The organism is Mesorhizobium sp. CA4 (assembly GCF_020165075.1).
In the GTDB taxonomy this organism is placed as follows: domain Bacteria; phylum Pseudomonadota; class Alphaproteobacteria; order Rhizobiales; family Rhizobiaceae; genus Mesorhizobium.
Genome location: NZ_JAIUHK010000004.1, coordinates 15,997 through 37,763, shown reverse-complemented (window position 1 = coordinate 37,763; position 21,767 = coordinate 15,997). Strand labels below are relative to the sequence as shown.

16 protein-coding genes and 2 pseudogenes are annotated in these 21,767 nt (G+C 64.5%); 8 read left to right on the top strand and 10 right to left on the bottom strand.

Going from position 1 to position 21,767, the window contains the following annotated elements; genetic code table 11:
• Positions 1–78: 78 nt before the first annotated feature.
• Complete coding sequence (locus LB528_RS04460) at positions 79–1,140, top strand: alpha/beta fold hydrolase (RefSeq protein WP_224713972.1); 1,062 nt, start codon at positions 79–81, stop codon at positions 1,138–1,140.
• 198 nt (positions 1,141–1,338) lie between these two features.
• On the opposite strand, the gene pyk is transcribed toward LB528_RS04460, so the two are convergent.
• Together pyk and LB528_RS04450 are read right to left on the bottom strand one after the other, a co-directional pair.
• Positions 1,339–2,766, bottom strand: coding sequence for a pyruvate kinase (gene pyk, locus LB528_RS04455; protein ID WP_224713971.1), 1,428 nt, complete (start codon positions 2,764–2,766; stop codon positions 1,339–1,341).
• The gene (locus LB528_RS04450; protein WP_411962099.1) at positions 2,763–3,284 is read right to left on the bottom strand and encodes a DUF1036 domain-containing protein; all 522 of its coding nucleotides are present in this window, start codon (positions 3,282–3,284) and stop codon (positions 2,763–2,765) included. Before LB528_RS04450 ends, pyk begins: the two co-directional genes overlap by 4 nt.
• 201 nt (positions 3,285–3,485) lie before the next feature.
• Between LB528_RS04450 and LB528_RS04445 the strand changes: the two genes are divergently transcribed.
• The 3 genes from LB528_RS04445 (at position 3,486) to LB528_RS04435 (ending at position 6,228) form a co-directional block, all read left to right on the top strand.
• Positions 3,486–4,283 (top strand): N-formylglutamate amidohydrolase, encoded by a 798-nt coding sequence (locus LB528_RS04445; protein ID WP_224713969.1) that lies wholly within the window; start codon positions 3,486–3,488, stop codon positions 4,281–4,283.
• A gap of 26 nt (positions 4,284–4,309) precedes the next feature.
• Complete coding sequence (locus tag LB528_RS04440) at positions 4,310–4,618, top strand: DUF1244 domain-containing protein (protein ID WP_224510754.1); 309 nt, start codon at positions 4,310–4,312, stop codon at positions 4,616–4,618.
• Positions 4,619–5,019: 401 nt separating this feature from the next.
• Complete coding sequence (locus LB528_RS04435) at positions 5,020–6,228, top strand: MFS transporter (protein ID WP_224713968.1); 1,209 nt, start codon at positions 5,020–5,022, stop codon at positions 6,226–6,228.
• Positions 6,229–6,282: 54 nt separating this feature from the next.
• On the opposite strand, the pseudogene LB528_RS04430 reads toward LB528_RS04435, so the two are convergent.
• The 5 genes and pseudogenes from LB528_RS04430 to LB528_RS04410 all read right to left on the bottom strand — a co-directional run.
• Positions 6,283–6,438, bottom strand: a pseudogene (locus LB528_RS04430) (LysR family transcriptional regulator); the annotation flags it as partial.
• 258 nt (positions 6,439–6,696) lie between these two features.
• Positions 6,697–6,855 carry a DUF3309 family protein gene (locus LB528_RS04425; RefSeq protein WP_040991775.1) on the bottom strand — a complete coding sequence of 53 codons (159 nt, stop codon included), beginning with the start codon at positions 6,853–6,855 and terminating at the stop codon, positions 6,697–6,699.
• A 96-nt stretch (positions 6,856–6,951) separates the two neighbouring features.
• Positions 6,952–10,128 (bottom strand): efflux RND transporter permease subunit, encoded by a 3,177-nt coding sequence (locus LB528_RS04420; protein WP_224713967.1) that lies wholly within the window; start codon positions 10,126–10,128, stop codon positions 6,952–6,954.
• 74 nt (positions 10,129–10,202) lie between these two features.
• Positions 10,203–11,390: an efflux RND transporter periplasmic adaptor subunit gene (locus LB528_RS04415; RefSeq protein WP_224713966.1), complete on the bottom strand. Its 1,188-nt coding sequence runs from the start codon at positions 11,388–11,390 to the stop codon at positions 10,203–10,205.
• A gap of 354 nt (positions 11,391–11,744) precedes the next feature.
• The gene (locus tag LB528_RS04410) at positions 11,745–13,166 is read right to left on the bottom strand and encodes a coniferyl aldehyde dehydrogenase (RefSeq protein WP_224713965.1); all 1,422 of its coding nucleotides are present in this window, start codon (positions 13,164–13,166) and stop codon (positions 11,745–11,747) included.
• A 305-nt stretch (positions 13,167–13,471) separates the two neighbouring features.
• On the opposite strand from LB528_RS04410, the pseudogene LB528_RS04405 reads away from it, so the two are divergent.
• Positions 13,472–14,352 (top strand): annotated as a pseudogene (locus LB528_RS04405) (GyrI-like domain-containing protein).
• Positions 14,353–14,447: 95 nt separating this feature from the next.
• Here LB528_RS04405 and LB528_RS04400 read toward each other — a convergent pair.
• On the bottom strand, positions 14,448–15,578 hold the full coding sequence (locus LB528_RS04400; protein ID WP_224713964.1) for a patatin-like phospholipase family protein: 1,131 nt from the start codon (positions 15,576–15,578) through the stop codon (positions 14,448–14,450).
• A gap of 201 nt (positions 15,579–15,779) precedes the next feature.
• Positions 15,780–16,865: a citrate synthase/methylcitrate synthase gene (locus LB528_RS04395; RefSeq protein WP_224713963.1), complete on the bottom strand. Its 1,086-nt coding sequence runs from the start codon at positions 16,863–16,865 to the stop codon at positions 15,780–15,782.
• 90 nt (positions 16,866–16,955) lie between these two features.
• Between LB528_RS04395 and LB528_RS04390 the strand changes: the two genes are divergently transcribed.
• Positions 16,956–18,122: a citrate synthase gene (locus tag LB528_RS04390; RefSeq protein ID WP_224713962.1), complete on the top strand. Its 1,167-nt coding sequence runs from the start codon at positions 16,956–16,958 to the stop codon at positions 18,120–18,122.
• 198 nt (positions 18,123–18,320) lie between these two features.
• Here LB528_RS04390 and phaR read toward each other — a convergent pair whose 3' ends face one another.
• Complete coding sequence (phaR, locus tag LB528_RS04385) at positions 18,321–18,914, bottom strand: polyhydroxyalkanoate synthesis repressor PhaR (protein ID WP_224713961.1); 594 nt, start codon at positions 18,912–18,914, stop codon at positions 18,321–18,323.
• A gap of 305 nt (positions 18,915–19,219) precedes the next feature.
• Between phaR and LB528_RS04380 the strand changes: the two genes are divergently transcribed.
• Complete coding sequence (locus tag LB528_RS04380) at positions 19,220–20,404, top strand: acetyl-CoA C-acetyltransferase (protein WP_224510772.1); 1,185 nt, start codon at positions 19,220–19,222, stop codon at positions 20,402–20,404.
• Between the two features lie 103 nt (positions 20,405–20,507).
• The gene (locus LB528_RS04375) at positions 20,508–21,230 is read left to right on the top strand and encodes a beta-ketoacyl-ACP reductase (RefSeq protein WP_224713960.1); all 723 of its coding nucleotides are present in this window, start codon (positions 20,508–20,510) and stop codon (positions 21,228–21,230) included.
• Positions 21,231–21,767 lie beyond the last annotated feature (537 nt).

The window sequence follows — 21,767 nt, the reverse complement described above, 5'->3', positions numbered from 1 at the left end:
CCCTACTGCCCTACTGCCCTACTGCCCTACTGCCCTACTGCCCTACTGCCCTACTGCCCTCCCTCCGTATCTCTCCGCATGAACCTCGCCTGCGCCACCCTCCTCTTCCTCGTCGCGCTCCTCTTCGCCCTGGCCGGTGTCACCCGCGCCGGCGTCTGGTCGATCGAGCGCCGCAACCCGCCGGACGGGGCGTTCGCCGAGATCAACGGCGCGCGCATCCATTACGTCCATATCCCGGCGCCGGCCGGCGCCGACCTGCCGCCGGTCGTCTTCATCCATGGCGCCAGCGCCAATCTCAGGGACCAGATGCTGCCGCTGAAGTCCTTGCTCGAGGGCCGCGCCGAGATGCTGTTCTTCGACCGCCCGGGTCTCGGCTCGTCGGAGCGCGGCGACAATGAGACGCTTGCCGCGCAGGCGGACACGATCGCCGCGCTGATGGACCGCATCGGCATCGAAAAGGCAGTCGTCGTCGCCCATTCCTTCGGCGGCGCGATCACAACGGCCTTCGCCCGCCAGCATCCTGAGAAGACCCGTGGCCTCGTTTTCCTTGCACCCGCCACGCATCCCTGGCCGGGCGGCGCGACCGCTTGGTACTACAGGCTCACCGCCACGCCGGTGATCGGCTGGCTGTTTTCCGAAACGCTCGCTTATCCGGCGGGCATGCTGCGGATCGGCGATGCCACCGCTTGCGTCTTCTCGCCCAACAAAGTGCCGCAGGGCTATGTGGACGACGCCTCGATCCCGCTGGTGCTGCGGCCGCCCGCCTTCCGCGCCAACGCCCGCGATGTCGCCCAGCTCTACGACTATGTCCGCGTCGCCGCGCCTGCTTACCGCGAGATCAAGGCGCCGGCCGTCGTCATATCGGGCGATCGCGACAAGGTGGTCTATGCCACGATCCACTCCGTCGGCCTGGAGCGCGACATTCCCGGCGCCGAGCTGGTCTGGGTCCGCAATCTCGGTCACAAGCCGGACTGGATCGCACCCGACCTCGTGGCCGGTGCCATTGCGAAAGTGGCCGGCGCGCCGATCGACCTGCAGGCGATGGCCAAGACCGTGGAAGGCCGGATCGCAGGCGATGCGCAAGGCGCCGGTAGATGTCCTGAGCTCCGAGTGCCTGACGCAGAACTCGCGCCGGGCTGAACTCGAAAGTTCAAGCGCCAAGGGCGTGTTGAGATTCCGGTCAGGCCGAGTCGAAAATGCGGGTTCCGAGAACCGGCCTACGCCGGCCGTAGCCTTAACTGCTACGTCACTCTCCTAAATGCATGCTTCGGCCGGCGAAGGCCGGAAGCGCAGGAAGCCGGCATTTGCAGGCCGGCCTCACCCGAATATCAACACGCCCTAATGCGTCTCCGACCCAACATACGCAATGCGCAGCATATTGGTCGAGCCGGGCGTCCGCAGCGGCACGCCGGCGGTGATGATGACGCGGTCGCCCGGCTTGCCAAAGCCTTCTTCCAGCGCGATGCGGCAGGCACGGTCGACCATGTCGTCGAGGTCGGTCGCGTCCGGCGAGACGACGCAATGCGTGCCCCATAAGAGCGACAGCCGGCGCGCCGTGTTGAGGATCGGCGACAGCGCCACGATCGGCACCTGCGGGCGCTCGCGCGCGGCGCGCAGACCGGTGGTGCCCGACGCGGTGTAGGAGATGATCGCCGACAGTTTCAGCGTCTCGGCGATCTCGCGCGCGGCCAGCGAAATGGCGTCGGCCCCGGTGGCCTCGGGCTCCGAGCGCTGCGCGTTGATGATGCCGGCATAGGTCGGGTCGGTTTCGACCTTGGTGGCGATGCGGTTCATCATGGCGACCGCCTCGACCGGATAGGCGCCGGCCGCGGATTCGGCCGAAAGCATGATCGCGTCCGCGCCTTCGAAGACGGCGATCGAGACGTCGGAAACCTCGGCGCGGGTCGGCACAGGTGCCGTGATCATCGATTCCAGCATCTGCGTGGCGATCACCACCGGCTTGCCGGCACGGCGCGCCGCGCGGGTGATCTGCTTCTGGATGCCCGGCACGGCTTCGAGCGGCATCTCGACGCCGAGATCGCCGCGGGCGACCATCAGCGCGTCGGAGAGCTCGATGATCTCGGCAAGCCGCGCCACCGCCTGCGGCTTCTCGATCTTGGCCATGATCAGCGCGCGGCCGCGCGCGATCTTGCGGGCCTCGGCCAGGTCCTCCGGCCGCTGCACGAAGGACAGCGCCACCCAATCGACGCCGGCGGCGAGCACCGCGTCGAGATCGGCCCGGTCCTTCTCGGTCAGCGCGCCGACCGGCAGGTCGGTATCGGGCAGGCTGACGCCCTTCTTGTCGGAAATGCCCGAGCCGGCGACGACCGTGCAGGTGATCGACTTGCCGTCGCTCTTCTGCGCCTTCAGCTCCAGCTTGCCGTCGTCGATCAAAAGTCGGTGACCGGCCTCGACCGAGCTCAGGATTTCGGGGTGCGGCAGATACACCCGCTTCGACGTGCCGGCTTCGGGATTGTCGTCGAGTGTAAAAGTCTGGCCGACAGTCAGCGCTTCCTTGACGTTGGCGAATTTGCCGACCCTGAGCTTCGGCCCCTGCAAATCGGCGAGGATGCCGATCGGCCGGCCGACGGCCGCCTCGACCGCACGGATACGCCCGACCAGCGTGCGCATCAGCTCGTGGTCGGTATGGCTCATATTGATGCGGAAGACATCGGCGCCCGCTTCGAAAAGCTTCTTCAGCATCTCCTCGGAGGAGGAAGCCGGACCGATGGTGGCGAGGATCTTGACCTTGCGGTTACGTCTCATTGACTGTTTGTTCCCGGAGCGGGGGCCGCTGCTGGCGCGCCTCCCGTTGCGGGCTCGTCGGTCAGCTGGACCATCCAGCTGGCCTGCTCGCCCGTGTCATATTCCTGAAAACCGGCGCGCTGGAAGCCCCGGGCGACGCAATCATTCACGCCGGCGATCTTGAACTCTTTTTCGGCCACGCACATGTTGATCGGGCCGTCCCAGCGCCCGCCACGTTCGGCGTCTTCTGCATAAAGATAGTAAAACCTTGATGACAGCGGACCCTCGATCAGCGTCTTGCAGGTCGATCCCTCGATGTGCCACCAGCCTTCGGTGATCCAGCCGGCCTTGGCGCGATAGCCGATGCCGACGCCCACCAGATTTTGCGTCGCGTTGCAAACGCGGAAGTCGGCCCGGGCCGGCGAGGTCGCGGCTATGGCGAAAAATCCCGCGCCGATGATCAGCAACGGCACGGCCAGGCGCATGCGCAACCGGCCGGCAAAACCCATCGCAGATCCCCTTGCGAACCACATTTGCATCTCTCGAAGCCCCTTTTCAGCAAACTCCGGTCGCATGTCAACGCGCCGTTCTGTTGAATTCCAATCGATTTAGAATGGCCCGTCGCGCGAATTCTCCCGCGGCCGGGGATTTTTTGCGGAAACCTTGGCCAAACAACGGCATTGCGCCGGCGTCCTCTTCGTGGAATGACGATACCACAGCCGCCATCCCCTTTTCAGCCGATGACCCGATCCACAGTTTTCACGCCGTTCGACATTGTCGAGGGCGACCGCAAGAAAGGCGTCGTGCTGCTGGCCGACCATGCCCGCCGCGATCTGCCGGAGGAGTATGGCAGTCTCGGTTTGCCGGCGTCCGAATTCGATCGTCACATCGCCTATGACATCGGCGTCGAGACGGTGACGCGCGAACTTGCAGCAGCGCTCGACGCGCCCGCCGTGCTGGCCGGGTTCTCGCGGCTGTTGATCGACCCCAACCGGGGCGAGGACGACCCGACCATGATCCGTCAGCTCTATGACGGCACCGTGGTGCCGGGAAATTATCCGATTGCCCGGGAGGAACGCGAGCGGCGGCTCGGCCGCTTCTACCGACCCTATCACGACGCCGTCGGCGCGATGATCGCCTCCGTGGCGCACGCCTCGGGCAAGGCGCCGTTCATCTTCTCCGTGCATTCCTTCACGCCGGCGATGCAGGGTTTTGTGCGCCCCTGGCATGTCGGCGTGCTGTGGGACCGCGACGACCGCGTAGCGCGGCCGCTGATCGACATGTTGGCGCAGGACAAGTCCCTCGTCGTCGGCGACAACGAACCCTATGACGGCGCGCTGCGCGGCGACACCATGTTCCGCCACGCCATCGTCAACGGCTACGCCCATGCGCTGATCGAGATCCGTCAGGACCTGATCGCCGAACGCGCCGGCGCCCTGGCCTGGGCCGAACGCCTGGCGCCGATCGTTGACGCCATCGACCGGCGCCCCGATATACATCAGGTGAAAATGTTCGGTTCGCGCACCGGACCCGTGTGACGAGACCGACAGCCGGGAGTTCCCCAATGACCGAACTCAGCGACGACCAGAAACGCGATTTCGAGGCAGCCGCTTTCCGCCGGCTGGTGGCGCATCTGCGCGAACGCGGCGACGTCCAGAACATCGACCTGATGAACCTCGCCGGCTTCTGCCGCAACTGCCTGTCCAACTGGTATCGCGAAGCCGCCGACGCCGACGGCGTGACGCTGTCGAAGGACGAGTCGCGCCAGATCATCTACGGCATGCCCTATGCCGAATGGCAGGCGCTCAACCAGACCGAGGCGTCGGAAACCAAGAAAGCCGAGTTCGAAGCAAAGCGGCCGAAGGATCATTGATAGGACAAGCGCCTGCGCGACTTCGTCATTCCAGGGCGGAGCAAGGAGCGAAGCGACGCGCGCAGACCCTGGAATCCATGCCGTTACGCCTGCCGAAGAATGCCGCGGCCCAGAATGACCATGACGGTGCAACGGTCAGAGAACATTCTGCACCGCAGCGGCGCTCTCGGGTAACGGAATGGATCCTCGGGTCTGCGCGCGTCGCTTCGCTCCTTGCTCCGCCCGTGGATGACGAAAGGAGAGGCGCTTTTGCCAAACCTACAAAGCGGCAGCCTGCCACGAACAACGTCGCGCCCTCGGTCGCGCTTCTTGGTCCAAGCACTTCCACAATGCGGTTCTTGACTACAAATTGAATCGATCTAATTTGCCGCGCGAATCCTTTGCATGGCGGATTTCAGACCATGAGCGTGAAAACCACGATGCAGGCCGCGACGCGCGGCCGCTGGGCCGTCGCCGGCATTTTCCTCGCCAATGGTTTCTTGACCGGCAGCTGGGCGCCGCAGATCCCGGTTTTTCTCACCCGGCTCGACATCACCCGATTCACCCTCGGCCTGCTGATCCTCCTGTTCGGCGTCGGCGCTGTGATTTCCATGACTTGGTGCGGGCATCTGATCTCCCGGCATGGCTCGCGCAGCGTGACGCGCTGGTCCGGCGTTTGCGGCAGCTTCGGCCTGCTGATCGTGGCGCTCGCGCCCAACGTTCCCCTGGCGGCCATCGCCATGCTCATCTTCGGCGGGTCGATCGGTGGCATGGATGTCGCGATGAACTCGAATGCCGTCGTGGTCGAAAGAAGGCTTTCGCGGGCGATCATGTCATCGTCGCATGGCTTCTGGAGCCTCGGCGGCTTCGCCGGCGGCGCGCTCGGCGGGTACTCGATCCAGAACTACGGTTATCTTCCCCATGCCGTCGCGGTGACGGTGATCGCCTTTGCCGTGATCGCCTTTGCCATTCGCTACCTCATCGCCGAGGACCGGCCGCAGGCGGTCGAGCACCGGAAATTCACGCTGCCACGGCACACGGCCGTCTATCTGGTCGGGCTGATGGCGCTTCTCACCATGATTTCTGAGGGCGCGGTGCTCGACTGGGCGGCACTCTTCCTGCATCAGGAGCTGGGCGCCGATCTCGCGGTCGCCGGCCTCGCCTATGCCGCCTTCTCCGGCGTCATGGCGCTGATGCGTTTCCTGGGCGACGGCGTGCGCAACCGCTTCGGCGCCGTGGCGACGCTGCGCGGCTCGGCGCTGGTCGCCGCCGCAGGCATGCTGGTCGCCGGGCTTTCGCCCTCGCCTTACCTTGCCATCGCCGCCTTTGCCTTCTGCGGCTTCGGCATCGCCAATATGGTGCCGATCATCTTTTCGGCCGGCGGCAACCAGGAAGGCATGTCGTCGGGCACCGGCATGAGCGTCGTCACCACCATGGGCTATTCCGGCATATTGGTGGCCCCGTCGGCGATCGGCTTCGTCGCCGAGCATTCGAGCTTCGGCCCGATCTTCGTGGCGCTGTCCGCACTGCTGGTCATCGTGCTCTTGATGGCCGGCCTCGCTCACCGGGCCGAATTCGCCCCCGAGCCGGATGATTTCGGGTCGGATCGACCTGAAATCATCCGGCTCTAAGATCAGCAGCATGATGTCGTCCGAAAACCGCTTCACACTTTTCGGCATCATGCTCTAGCCGGCGCCGGCGGAGTAGCTTTTCAGCTCCTCCTGCAGGAAGTCTGCCACGCGGCGGATGCGCATGCTGGTGCGCACGTCGCGATGCATGGCGAGCCAGACCGGCAGAACCGGCGGGGGCAAATCGGGCAACAGCTTTTTCAGGTTCGGATCGGCATGCCCTGGTGGGTGCTGCGCGCAGGCAGCCCGTTCGTGGCCATGTGGCGCAAGATCGTCTCGATATCCTATCTGCAACCGGCTGGTCTCGACGCGGCTGGAGCGGGTCACCGGCGAAATCACACGCCGCTCGACCAAGCGGTGAAGGAGGCTGCAGGACATCGGCATCGCCGTGGGCCGTGGCGCCTCGCCGCCTGATCAAGACAGATCAGAAATGAACCGGCCGGGCTCAAGCCCGGCCGTAACTCGTTTGGATCAGATCCTGCCCATCAACAAGAGGATCAGCAGCACCACCAGGATAACGCCGACAATGCCGGACGGGCCGTAGCCCCAGGATCGCGAATGCGGCCATGCCGGCACGGCGCCGATCAAAATCAGGATCAGGATTATTACGAGAATTGTACCGATCGTCATGAAAAACCCTCGCCGTCTGGTTGAACTACGAGAAAATAATGCAAAAAGCCGCCCGGGAGTTCCCTGGCGGCTTTTGCATTGGGCTCCGAAACGGCTCTATTCCGCGGCCTTCGGGAAGGCGACTTCCGGCTCGGCGCCGGTCTCCTTGGCTGGTTCGTCGGTCGCGATCTTGCCTTTGCCGCGCCGGAACAGGCGACTGAACCAGCCGCGCCGCTGGCCGGGTTTCACCTTGGCACGGGTGAACACCATCAGCATGGACGGCGTCACCACCAGCGTCAGCAGGGTGGCGAAGGACAAGCCGAAGACGATCGCCGAGGACAGCGAAATCCACCATTGCGTCGACGGCGCGTTGATCGTCGTCTCGTGATGGAAGATTTCGAGACCGAGGCCGAAGGCGATCGGCAGCACGCCGAGGATGGCCGACACCGCGGTCAGCACCACCGGACGGGCGCGCTCGCGGCAGGTCTGCAGCACCGCGTCCATCTTGTCCCAGCCTTCCTCGCGCAACCGGTCGTAGGTGTCGATGAGCACGATGTTGTTGTTCACCACCACGCCGGCAAGCGCGATGACACCGATGCCCGACATGACGATGCCGAAGGCCTCACCCGTCAACAGCAATCCGAGGAACACGCCGATCGTCGCCATGACCACGCAGGACAGGACGAGCCACACGCTGGTGAACTTGTTGAACTGCGCAAGCAGCACCAGGAAGATCAGGAAGATCGCGGCGCCAAAGGCCTTGCCGAGGAAGGCGCTGGCTTCCGCGCTGTCCTCGTTGGAGCCGGCGAGCTTCCAGCGGATACCGCTGCCGAGATCCATATCGGCGACCGCCTTGGTGACTTCCGCCTGCACGGCCGCCACCTGCGCGCCGGCGCTGACATTGGCCTGGACGACCACGGTGCGCGCGCCGTCGATGCGGTTCAGGATGCCGACCGTGGGCTCCGGCTTGCGCACGACGAAGTTCGAGATCGGCACCGACCCTTGCGAGGTCTGCACGCGCAACTCGTCGAGCGTCGAGAGCGTGCGGCGGTCTTCCGGCAACCGCAGCCGGATGTCGACCGCGTCGTCGGCGCCGGCCGGCCGGTACTCGCTGAGCTTCAGGCCGTTGGTCACCAGTTGCACCACCGTGCCGACCGAAGTCGGGCTGATGCCGTATTGCGCCGCCTTGGCGCGGTCGACCTCGATCGCCCAGTCGACGCCGGGCGGCGGCAGGCCGTCCGAAATGTCGATGACATTGGGGATCTTGGCGACGCGCGCCGCGACCGCTCGCGCCTTGTCGTCGAGCCCGGCCGGATCGGCGGCGGACAGCCGGATCTGGATCGGCTTGCCGGTCGGCGGGCCGGCTTCCGGCACGCGCACCTCGACATCGACACCGGGAATGCCGGCCATCACGCCGCGCAGATCGTCGAGGATCTGGTTGGCGGACTTGCGCTCGCGCCAGTCGACGAACTCGTACTGGATAACGCCGACCACGTCTTCGGGGATGTCCTGGCCTCCGCCCTGCGTCTTGCCGACGCGCGTGTAGACCGACTTCACGCCGGGCCAGCCGAGCAGGCGGTTTTCCGCCGTCTTGGTCGCCGCGTCCATTTCGGCCAGCGAAAGATTGCCGCGGGCATGAACATAGAGCAGGCCGTAATCCGGCTCGACGCTGGGGAAGAATTCGACGCCCGCGCCATATTTCGAATAGGCCAAGCCGACGCCGACCAGAAGCCCGACGGTGAGCAGGATCACCGTGATCGGGAAGCGCACCGCCTGCTTGACCACGGCCATGTACCAGCCGTCACGGTTGTCTTCCTCGTGATGCTCCGGCGCCTTGGCGAAGATCGCGCCCAAAGTCGGCGCGAAGACCAGCGCATAGAGCATCGAGGCCGACAGCGTCACGATGAGCGTGATCGGCATGTACTTCATGAAGTCGCCGATGATGCCGGGCCAGAAGAGCAGCGGCGAGAAGGCGGCGATGCGCGTCATCGTCGCCGCGATGACCGGGCCGGCCATGCGCTTGGCGGCGAGCGCGAAGGCGTCGGCCTTCGGCATGCCTTCGCTCATGCGCCGTTCCGCGAATTCGGTGACGATGATGGCGTCGTCCACCAGCATGCCGACGGCCAGGATGAGGCTGAACAGCACGATCATGTTGATCGTGTAGCCCATCATGGCGAGCAGCAGGATGCCCATCAGGAACGATGATGGGATGGCAAGGCCGATGAGCAGCGAGGCCCGTCCCGACAGCGCGTAGAGGATGACGATGAACACCAGGATAACGGCGATCATCACATGGTTCTGCAGATCGCCGAGCAGCTGGTTGACGAAGACCGACTTATCCTGCGTGTAGGTGACGTGCATGCCCTCGGGCATCGTCTTGATGAAATTGTCCGACACTTCCCTGACATGGGTCAGCGTGTCGATCAGATTGGCACCGATGCGCTTCTTCACTTCGATCGCGATGGCCGGCCTGCCGTCGAGGCGCGTCACTGTCTCGGCGTCCTTGAAGGTCGAGCGTATGGTTGCGATGTCCTTGGCCTGGACCACGGCATTCGGCGTGGCGACCACCGGCAGGTTGGCGACATCCTCGGGCTTCTCGATCAGCGACGGCACCTTGACCGCGTATTTGCCTTCCGAGCCTTCGAGATTGCCGGCCGCCACGAGACTGTTGGAGGAAGCGACGCCCTGGATCACCTGGTCGAGCTGCAGCCCGTAGGAGGAAAGCTTCACCGGGTCGACGACCACCTCGACAAGGTCGTCGCGCGCGCCCTGCAGCGAGCCTTCGAGCACGCCGGGAACTTCCTCGATACGGTCGCGCAGCTCGCGCGCGGCCGACGTCAGCACGCGCTCCGGCACGTCGCCGGAAAGCGTGACGACGAGAACCGGGAATTCCGAGACATTGACCTCGTTGACCGTCGGCTCCTCGGCGGCCTGCGGCAGGTCGGCCTTGGCGTCCTGCACCTTGCTGCGCGTATCCTGCAGCGCCGTCGCGAGATCCGTCTGCGGCTGGAATTCGACCAGCACATAGCCGCCGCCCTGGAAGGCGGCCGAACGCATCTCCTTGAGCCCCTTGAGGCTCTTGAGCCGGCTTTCCATCGGCCTCAGCAGCAGGCGCTCGGAATCCTCCGGCGAAATGCCCTGATAGATCAGGCTGACATACATCATCGGAATCGGAACGTCGGGCTCCGCTTCCTTGGGCGTCGACTGATAGGCGACCCAGCCCGCGACGACCAGGAACAGCAGCGCCGAAATCGTGAGGCGGGCATTGTTGATGGCGAGTCTGACGATATCCATGACTTCGGCCTGTAATGCTTCGGGGGCTGCGGACTGCCATCGCCGGATTGGTCCGGCGACAGACGCGTCCTGCTTTACTGCGTGCCGGCGGTGGCTTCGCCGATCAGCTTGTTGATGGTCGCCTGGTCGGCCTCGACGGGCTTCACCAGGTCGCCTTCCTTCACCAGCTCCTGGCCGGCGACGATGATGCGCGCATCTTCCGGAATGCCGCCCAGCACCAGGCCGTGCGGCGTGTCGTCGACCAGGTCGATCGGGAAGAACGCCACCTTGTCGTCCTTGCCGACGGCGCGGATGCCGAGGTCGCCTTTGTCGCCCAGCGTCACCACCGAGCGCGGCAGCATGGCCGCATTGGTCGGCTCGGCGCTGAGCGTGATCTCGGCCGTCATGCCGGCGGGAATGGAGCCGTCGGCATTGGGGATCGCCACCTCGACGCAGAAGGTGCGGGTCTGCGCCGAGGCATCGCGGCTGATATAGCGAACCGTGCCGGTGACCTTCTGGTCGTTGACCAGGCGCACATCGGCCTGGTTGCCGATCTTGACGTAGCGCAGGTCGCGCTCACTGATCTCGCCGCGGGCGATCACCGGATCGAGCTTCAGGACCGTCGCCACCTCGCCGCCCTGCATGACCGAGCTGCCGAGCTCGACCGGGATGCGGTCAATGACACCGTCGAACGGCGCCTTGACCTCGTTGCGGTCGAGTTCGGCCTGCGCGGTGTCGAGCTGCGATTGCGCCTGCGTCAGGTTGGAGCGGGCGGTGTCGAGTTGCAGCTTCGGCAGGTTGCCGGTCTTGGCCAGGCGCTCGGCGGCGTCGAGCTCCGCCTTGCGCTGCACCAAGAGCTGCCTGGCGTTCTCGACATTGGAGATCTTCTCCTCGGCCGCGAGCATCAGCACGAGATCGCCGGTCTTGACGCGGTCGCCCTGCTTGACCGGCAGCTTTTCGATGACGCCGGCGACACGCGTCGCGAGCACGGCGCGCTTGTCGGCTTCGGTCAGGCCGGAGATGCGGATCGCTCGCGCATAGGTCTTGCGCGGCGGCGTGACCACCGCGACGGTGCGAGGCGCAGCCTTCGGCTCGGCCTTGTTCGGCTTGGCGGCCTCCGGCTTGCCGGCGTCAGCCTGTTTGTCGGTGGTAAGCGACTTGTCGGTGGTGACCGACTTGTCGGCAGCGCTGCCGACGGACGAAAACTCGCCCGTTCCCATCCAGGCCGCGAAACCGATGAGCACGGCAATGGCTGCAAGCTTGTGAAACCTGATTTTCGGCATCGTCGTTTTTCCGTTGCAGGACCTGGCGAGGTCGGCGCTTTCAAACCCAGGCGCGGCCGATATGGGTGTGCGCGGGGCCTAGTTCAATTTGCCGTGATCGGCAGACGCGCGCTTCTACCTCAAAGTTGCGGCGCAATATAGTCGGAAAAGTTGCAGGAACATTGCGGTGTGCAATCCTGTGCCTCGACAAAGACGGGCTTTTCTGCAAGCCGGCTGGCGCATTTGCGGGCGCGCCGACAGGTTTCCCCAAGGTTACTGGCAGCAGCCGTCAGCATGATGCGAGAAATCTTCCATAAGCGGCGGCAACCACCCGCTTGGAGGCAGTCACGCCGCGCCATGCTCGGGTTGAAGCTGTCAAGTGATGAAGTTGAGCAGCCGGAAGATCCGCTCAAATGTCCTGCCATAGGGCGGGCGCAGCAAGCCGCCTGCGCTGAGCTTCGACTGGATGAAGATCGGCTTTTCCTTACTGAAGGTGCGGAACCCCCATTCGCCGTGATAGGCGCCGGTGCCGCTCTCGCCGACGCCGCCGAAGGGCTGTCGCTCCTGCACCAGATGCAGCATGCAGTCGTTGATCGTGACGCCGCCAGCCACCGTTTCGCGCATCACCCTTTGGCGGTTGGCGCTGTCACTGCCGAACCAGTAGAGCGCCAGCGGCCGCTCGCCCCGGTTGACATGCTCTATGGCCTCGTCGACCGCGCCATATTCGACGATCGGCAGGATCGGCCCGAAAATCTCCTCGCGCATCAGCCGCAGAGTCTCGCCGGCGTTGCGCACCAGCACCGGCGCCATCTTGCGGTCGCTGACGCCGAGCTTCTCGTTGGCCGGGTTGACCTCGATGATGTCTGCGCCGCTGTCGCGCGCCTCCGCGACCATGTCGCTCAGCCGCCGGTGATGCCGCTCGCTGACGATCGCCGTGTAGTCGGGATTGTTGCCAAGGCGCGGATAGAGCTTGGCCATTGCGACCGCGACCTTCGCCGCGATCGCCGCGCCCTTCCCTCGCGGAACCATCAGATAGTCCGGCGCGATGCAGGTCTGGCCGGCATTGAGCAGCTTGCCATAGGCGACGCTGGCAACCGCCGCGGGGAGGTCGCAGGACGGATCGAAGATCGCCGGCGACTTGCCGCCGAGCTCGAGCGTCACCGGCGTCAGATTGGCAGCGGCGGCCAGGGCCACCTGGCGGCCGACGGCGGTCGAGCCGGTGAACAGGAGATGGTCGAAAGGCAGCGACACGAATGCCTTGCCGACCTCCGCGTCCCCGATCATCACGCTGACCTCGTCGGCGGCGAAATATTTTTCGACCAGACTGGCGAGCAGGTCCGAAAATTTCGGCGTCAGTTCCGACGGCTTGATCATAACCCGGTTGCCGGCAGCGAGGGCCGCGGTCGCCGGCGCGACGGCAAGCTGGAACGGGTAATTCCAGGGCGAGACGATGCCGACGACGCCGAGCGGCTGCGGCAAGAGGCGGTTGCGTCCAGGCAGGAAGGGCAGGCTGGTGGCGACGCGGCGCTCGCGCATCCAGGCGCTAAGATGCGACAGCGCGTGCCTGATGCCGGCGCGCACGACGAACAATTCGGCAAGCCGCGTTTCCCCAGCCGAGCGGGCGGAGAAATCGCTGTCGATCGCCGCGCAGATCTCGGCCTCGTGCTTTTCGGTGAGCGCCAGCAGGCGCTTCAGCCGGTCCTTGCGCACGTCCAGCGTCGGGAACGGCTCCTTCTCGAAGGCCCTGCACTGCGCTTCAAACCTGACCCCGAGAGCGTTCTGTCTGGTCTGCAGCACCGCGACCTCCCCTTTACGTTCAGGTAAGCTACATCGCCCCGACAACCGAATCCAGCATTGCCCCGGTTCCGCTGGGGAATGATGAGGCAATCGCCCCATCCAAGCGCCTCAAATATGCCGCTTGGCACCTGTCAACCACATAGGAACGCCGTTGGTCCGCAATCAGCCCTTTTCGCTGTTCATGCATTCATTGGGCGTGCGTAAACGGTCTTTGACGATGGTGCGGCTCGTGACAAAAACCGCAAGATCGGTCGAGCGCCTCATGTCCGCGCGGCTTAGCTGGTGCTGCCACGGAGAATAAAATGATGAAGGCGGCGGTTCATAACCACCATGCCAGGATGCAGCGGGTGCTGGATCACATAGACCGGAATCTGGACGACGATTTGGACCTGGACGCGCTGAGCGGAGTCGCAGCCTATTCGAAATATCATTTCCACCGGCAGTTCACGGCGACCTTCGGACTGTCAGTGCATCGTTACATCCAGCTCGCCCGCATGAAGCGCGCTTCATCCCGGCTGGGCTATGTGGACGCCGAAAGCGTCACGGATATAGCGATGGATGCCGGCTACGACGCACCGGATGCCTTCGCCCGCGCCTTTCGTCAACGGTGCGGGCAATCGCCTTCGTCGTTCCGGAAATCTCCCGACTGGGGGTCGTGGCTGATGGCCTTCGGGCCTCTCGACAACGCCAGGAGAAAGCTCATGCAGATAATCTTTACATCGGAAGACGTGACGATCAGGGACGTGCCTCCCACCCCGGTGGCGATCATGGAACATCGCGGCGATCGGGCGACGCTCGGCGACACGATCCAGCGGTTCATCGCCTGGCGCAAGGCAGCCGGCCTGTGGCCCGAGACAAACCCGACCTTCAACATCTTCCGGTCCGAGAGATGTCCCGCTGTCGCAGCCGACTACAGCATGGACATCTGCGTCGGCACCGACCAGCCGATCGACGCTGGCGACAAGCAGATGAAGGCCGGCGTGATTCCCGGCGGACGCTGCGCCGTGCTGCGCTACCCCGGCAACACCAACAATCTGGAGCCGGCAGCACTCTACCTTTATCGCGAATGGCTCCCGGCCAGCGGCGAGGAAGCACGCGATTTTCCGATCTATTGCCAGCGACGGCTGTCCTTCCGGAGCTCTCGGTGCCCGAGATCGTCGTCGAGCTCTTTCTGCCACTGAAATAGCACCGCCTCTGACAGCGGCCTGTCCCCTGCGATCGCAAGGAACGGACCGGCCGCTGTCCACCCTGTCTCGGCCTCGCAGGTTCAAGACCTTGCAATCAGGCGCGGCGGCGCGCGGATTCCGGCTTGAGGCGCGCTGCCAGGAATTCCTTGACGCGGCGCCCCGGCGCCGGGCCGCGCAGCGGCTTGAAGCCGTCGTCGAGCTCGCCTGAAAGATCGAGCGTGGCATGCTGGCCGACGGCGTCGTAATTCTCTTCCAGCCAGTCGCTGGCCGCGCTGCGGCCGAGGTCGCGCAGATAAGCGATGAAAGCCCATTCGGCATTGATCTTGGACGACGCGGAGAGGTCCTTGAAAGCCTCGTCGGCATCGATGCGGTGCATGCGGATATCGCGATATTCGCCATGCGGCAGGCGTCCGGCCGCGATCAGTTCCTTGACGAAGGCGATCGAGCGGAATTCACGCAGCAGTCCGGCGTTGAAGGTGATCTCGTCGATGCGGTTCTGGATTTCGTTGGCGCTTTTCGGCGTGCCTTCGCGCACGACCGGATTGATCTGCACCATGAGCACGTCCTCTGTCGCCGCCGTCTTGAAGAACGGATAGAGCGCCGGATTGCCGCCATAGCCGCCATCCCAATAGGGCACGCCCTTGATCTCGACGGCGCGGAACAATTGCGGCAGGCAGGCCGAGGCCATCACCGTGTCGAGGTCGATCTCGCCGTCGGAGAAGACGCGCAACTGTCCGGTTTCGACATTGGTCGCCGAAATGAACAGCTCCATCGACTTGCAGGCGTGCACATTGCCGAAGTCGATCTCCTTGGCCACCACATCGCGCAGCGGGTTGAGGCCGAGCGGATTGGCGACATAGGGCGAAAACACCCGCGACATCGTGTCGAAGAAGAAATAGCCGGGCGTATTCTCGATCGACCAGTTGCCCCAGACCACGTCCCACGGCATGCGCTGCACCGGACTGAAACGCCCCTTCGAGGCCACCGCGCGCCAGAAATCGTCGAGCTTCTTGCGCGCGCCTTCCACACCGCCCCGGACATATCCGTCGGCCAGCGCCACCGCGTTCATGGCGCCCGCGCTGGTGCCGGACACCGCCGCGATCTCCAACCGCCCATCCTCCAGCAGCCGGTCGAGCACGCCCCAGGAAAAGGCGCCATGCGAGCCGCCGCCCTGCAGCGCGATGTTGATCTTCTTCTTTTCCTCCGCCTTGCCGTTCTTCGCCATGGCGTTCCTTGTCTCGATGCGCCGGCCTACCGCTGCCTCATTTTGCACGGAGACGGCGCAGTCAGCCTATGTTGCAGTGCAGCATATAGGGGCGGACCAAGGCAAGAACACGAACACACAAGCGTGATCGGATGAAATTTCGGAGAGATCTTTCCTCGCCCTACGAAGTGGGACCGCTTTGCGGGGGCGAAGAACTGCTTCTCAGGCCACGAGATCGGGCACCGGCCCGACATAGCGCGACTGCGGCCGGATGAGCCGTCCGGTCGCCTGCTGCTCGCGGGCGTGCGCGATCCAGCCGGCAACGCGGCCGGCGGCAAAGACGTTGGAGAACGCCTCTTTCGGGAAGCCGACCGCTTCCAGGAGAAGCGCGGTATAGAACTCGACATTGGTCTGGATCGAGCGCTGCGGCTTGGCGATCCTCAGCACCTCAAGCGCCGCCTGCTCCACAGTCTCCGCGAGGGCCAGGCGGCTGCCGGTTTCGCTGCGTGAGCCGAGTTGCCGCACCACCGTCTTCAGCGCGTCGGCGCGCGGGTCGCGCACGCGGTAGACGCGATGGCCGAAACCCATGATGCGCTCGCCATGCGCGATCTCTTTACGCAGCCAGGCCGTGGCGTCGCCGCTGGCCTCGATGGCGTCCAGCATCTCGATCACCGGCCCGGGCGCACCGCCATGCAGCGGCCCTTTCAGTGCGCCGAGCCCGGCCAGGATCGCCGAGGTCAGCCCGGCCTGGGTCGACGCCACTACGCGCGTCGCGAAGGTTGAGGCGTTGAGCCCGTGGTCGCAGACCGTCACCAGATAGCTGTCGAGCGCCTTGGCAAGCGCCGGCGAAGCGGTACCGGAGAGCATCCGTAGCATATCGCCCGCATGATCGGCTTTTTCGTCGGGGACGACCGGCGTCTCGCCCCGGCCAAGCTGCAGCAGCGCCGGCGTCAGCACCGCCGGCGCCGCGATCAGCCTGAGCGCATCGGCAAGACTATCGCCATCCGGCAGGACGGCCATGCCGGCCCTCATGCCGCTGTAGATGTCGAGCGGCGCAAGCTGGGCAAGCATCGGCTGCACGCGATCAAATACTTCAACCCGCGCCTTGCCGATCGCCTTCTCCAGTTCGGCATCGCTCGGAAGGTCGTCGAAGAAGCCGTCGAACAGCAGCCGCACCACCTGCGCGTAGCGCCGGCGGCCGGCGAGTTCCATCAGCGAATGGCCGCGGATGGTGAGGTGCCCGCCCACACCATCGACATCGGAAAGCACTGTCTCTGCCGCCACAACATCGTCGAGCCCATTTGCCATGATCGTCTCCTTGATCTTTTGTGCATGACAATTAATGCTGTGCAATCAATGCATCAATCTTGATCAAGATAATCAATGTAAGGCGGGCAAATGACGGAATGGCTGACGCGGGATGAGGCGCTTGAGCGGCTCAACGTCCGTCCACAGACGCTTTATGCCTATGTCAGCCGCGGCCGCATCGGCATGAAGCCGGACGACGCAGACCCGCGCCGCAGCCAGTACCGCGCCGACGACATCGCCGCGCTCGCCACGCGCCGCGACCGCGGAAGGAGCCCCCAGGCGATCGCCGAAAGCGCCATCGCCTGGGGCGAGCCGGCGATTCCCACGTCAATCTCCACGGTGCTGCATGGCCGTCTCATCTATCGCGGCAAGGATGCGGTGGAGCTTTCGGCGACGGCGACACTCGAGGAGACCGCCGGACTGCTGTGGGCCTCCGACCGTCCGGTATCGTTCGCCTCGCTGACCTCTTCGGCCGCCCGGCAAAGCGGCACGCCGACCGCCTTCGCCAGGCTCTCGGCGCTCGCCGCCGGAGGCTGGTCCTCGCTCGGACGCAGGCCGGCCATGCTGCAGCAGGACGGCGCCGCCGCGACCAGCGCGCTGGCAACCGCGCTCGGCGCGGCGCCGGGTTCCGAACCCGTGCATATCAGGCTGGCGCAGGGCTGGTCGGTGGAAGCCGCCGGCGCCGATCTCATCCGCAAGGCGCTGGTGCTTTTGGCCGATCACGAGCTCAACGCCTCGACCTTCGCCGCCCGCGTCGCGGCCTCCACCGGCGCGCCGGTCGCCGCCTGCCTGCTCGCAGGCCTTGCGACGCTGGCCGGCCCGCGCCATGGCGGCGCCGGCGCGGCGGCGATCACGCTTGTCGAGGATGCCGAGCGGCTGGGTCCGGACGAGGCGATTGCCCGCTGGCTCGCCCATGACCGGCCGCTGCCAAGCTTCGGCCACCCGCTCTATCCGGAAGGCGATCCGCGCGCCCAAGCACTGCTGCCCGACCTGGAGATCGATGACGGGATCGTACATCTTCGCGACGCCGTGCTCGCCGCGACCGGGCTGCATCCGAACATCGATTTTGCGCTGGCCGCGATGACGCGCAGCCTCAGCCTGCCGGCCGATGCACCGTTCCGCCTGTTCGCGCTTGGCCGCAGCGTCGGCTGGACGGCGCATGCCGTCGAACAGGTGACCAGCAACAGGCCGATCAGGCCGCGCGCCTGTTACGACGGGCCGGTCGGGAATAGAGGCAGACCGATAACAAACATTTAGCGCCTCGCCGTCGGGGTGAAGCGCTTGGCGCTTCGCCTTTAGGTGAAACGCGATAGGGTGTGTCGAGATTCAGGTCAGGCCGAGTCGAGAACGATGGCTTCCGAGAACCGGAGCGGAGCGTACTTGAAGTACGTGAGCACCGGAAGCGCAGGAAGCCGCCGTTCGCAGGCCGGCCTCACCTGAATATCGGCACACCCGTCAGGACATCGTGTCCAGCTTGCGCTGCATCGCCGCAATCTGCGCCTTCAATTCCTGCAGATCGTCGGATTTCTCTTCCTTCTTCGGCGGCTCGGCCCGGGCCGCGGAATTGCCGCCGGCGGGCGGGAACGGCGTGAACATACGCATGGCGTTCTGGAACATCTCGACATTGCGGCGCGTCTGTTCCTCGAGCGCCTTGATCGGCGTCTTCATCATGTCGATCGGTGTCTTGCCGAAGGCGCCTTTGAGCTGCTCGCGGAACCGCTCCTGCTCCTTGGAGAAGGCGATCATCGACTGTTCGAGGAAGCTCGGCACGATCATCTGCATCTGATCGCCATAGAAGGAGATGAGCTGGCGCAGGAACGGGATCGGCAGCATGTTCTGCCCGTCCTTGTTCTCCAGCTCGAAGATGATCTGCGTCAGCACCGGATGGGTGATGTCGTCACCTGTCTTTGCGTCCTGGACCGTGAACTCCTCGCCCTTCTTGACCATCTCAGCCAAGTCCTCGAGCGTCACATAGGTGCTCGTGCCGGTATTGTAGAGCCGGCGATTGGCATATTTCTTGATGACGATCGGGTCGTCTTTTGCGGCCATCCGTATCCTCCCCAGGACACCGGCACCTTTAGGAGTAAGCGGCCGGTAACGATTGCGCCCTTTATCGAGGATACGCGCAAAAGCGTCACAATTCCAAGCGGTTTGTGCACTGCGGCATCATTTAATGCTGCATGGCCATGACAAAATCCGCCGCGCGGTCAACGGCATGTTACCGCAACCGGCGCGGACGCTGCTTGCCGCGCATGGCGGCCATGCCCATTTCCGGTTTGACTCGGCTGCTTGAACCGGCAAGAAAGTCTCCAAGGATAGCCTAAAACACGACACCTCGAAGTCTGGAGAAGAAAATGTCCGCTTCCAATTCCATCGTCGTCGCCAGTGCCGCCCGCACCGCGGTCGGATCCTTCAACGGCAGTTTCGCCGCCACGCCGGCGCATGAGCTCGGCGCCGTCGTCATCAGGGAATTGCTGGCGCGCGCGAAGGTCGAGGCGGCGGAAGTCGACGAGGTCATCCTCGGCCAGGTGCTGACCGCCGCGCAAGGCCAGAACCCGGCCCGTCAGGCCTCGATCAATGCCGGCCTGCCGAAGGAGACCACGGCCTGGGGCCTCAATCAGGTTTGCGGCTCGGGCCTGCGCGCCATCGCGCTCGGCATGCAGCAGATCGCCACCGGCGACGCCAAGGTCATCGTCGCCGGCGGCCAGGAATCGATGTCGCTGTCGCCGCATGCCGAGCACCTGCGCGCCGGCGTCAAGATGGGCGACTACAAGATGATCGACACCATGATCAAGGACGGCCTGTGGGATGCCTTCAACGGCTACCACATGGGCAACACCGCCGAGAACGTCGCCCGCCAGTTCCAGATCACCCGCGAAACCCAGGACGAGTTCGCGCTCGCCTCGCAGAACAAGGCGGAAGCCGCGCAGAAGGCCGGCAGGTTCAAGGACGAGATCGTCGCCTTCACGATCAAGGGCAAGAAGGGCGACACCATCGTCGACCAGGACGAGTACATCCGCCATGGCGCGACGCTCGACGCCATGACCAAGCTGAAGCCCGCCTTCGACAAGGACGGCACGGTCACCGCCGCTAATGCTTCCGGCATCAATGACGGCGCCGCCGGCGCGCTGCTGATGACCGAGGCCGAGGCCGCTAGACGCGGCATCACCCCGCTGGTGCGCATCGCCTCCTGGGCGACCGCCGGCGTCGATCCGGCGATCATGGGCACGGGTCCGATCCCGGCTTCGAAGCGGGCGCTGGAAAAGGCCGGCTGGTCGGTCAAGGACCTCGATCTCGTCGAGGCCAACGAGGCCTTCGCCGCGCAGGCTTGCGCCGTCAACAAGGGCATGGGCTGGGATCCCTCGATCGTCAACGTCAATGGCGGCGCCATCGCCATCGGCCATCCGATCGGCGCCTCCGGTGCCCGCGTCTTCAACACGCTGATCTATGAGATGCGCCGCCGCACCGCCAAGAAGGGCCTCGCCACGCTGTGCATCGGCGGCGGCATGGGCGTCGCCATGTGCGTGGAAGCGCTCTGAGAAAAGCGTGAATGGTGAATGGGAAATGGTGAATGGCGGATAGGTTGACCGTCTCGACCATTCACCATTCACTATTGACCATTCACCAGGGAGGAGGAACTTCATGTCCAAAGTAGCAATCGTCACGGGCGGATCACGCGGCATTGGGGCTGCGATATCGGTCGCCTTGAAAAACGCCGGCTATTCGGTCGCGGCCAACTATGCCGGCAATGACGAGGCGGCTCAGAAATTCAAGGCCGAGACCGGCATCCCCGTCTACAAATGGTCCGTCGCCGACTACGAGGCCTGCGCCGCCGGCATCAAGCAGGTCGAAGCCGATCTCGGTCCGGTCTCCGTGCTGGTCAACAATGCCGGCATCACCCGCGACGCCATGTTCCACAAGATGACGCCCGCGCAGTGGAAGGAAGTGATCGACACCAACCTCTCCGGGGTCTTCAACATGACGCATCCTCTGTGGAGCGGCATGCGCGACCGCAAGTTCGGCCGCGTCATCACCATCTCCTCGATCAACGGCCAGAAGGGCCAGATGGGCCAGGTCAATTATTCGGCCTCGAAAGCCGGCGACATCGGCTTCACGAAGGCGCTAGCTCAAGAGGGAGCTCGCGCCGGCATCACCATCAATGTCGTCTGTCCCGGCTACATCGCCACCGACATGGTCATGGCCGTGCCGGAAAAAGTGCGGGAGTCGATCGTCGCTCAAATCCCGGTCGGCCGCCTCGGCGAGCCGCAAGAGATCGCGCGCTGCGTCGTCTTCCTGGCGTCCGACGAGGCCGGCTTCATCACCGGCTCGACGATCACCGCCAATGGCGGCCAGTATTTCGTCTGACGCTCCGGTACTTCGCCCGACACCCCATTGTCGCCAAGGCGGCTCCTGCACCGGAGCCGCCTTTTCTGTCCTTCGGCAAGGCCGGCGCGACACCTTGCCTCAATTCGGCACGCAAAAGTTAACGGCCGAGATCAGCTCTGTGCACAACCCCTCTGACCAGCTGTGAATCCTCGGTGGGCAAGCTGTGGATAACACCATATCTAGCGGCGAACAAACCGGGAAACTTTGTGCATCTCTGATTCGTCGCCGATTCGTTCTGGCTTTGACCGAAAAGTTAATTGCAAAGGCCGAAAACCTCACCCAAATCGTTAAAAGCCGCTAAGAAAGATCAACAATTTCATGATTTTGGCGGCGCCCTCGGGTCCACCGCGACCGCTCGCCGGCAAAGGTAATGACGGCACGGCTTCAGCGGAGGCCACGCATGAATCGGGCCAATCTCCCGATTCAGCATGTGGTGAGACTCATCGTCAAAAAATCCACATGTAGCCGTGAACAAAACCTGAATCAGACCGAGTCACCGATTCGTCGCTGATTCGT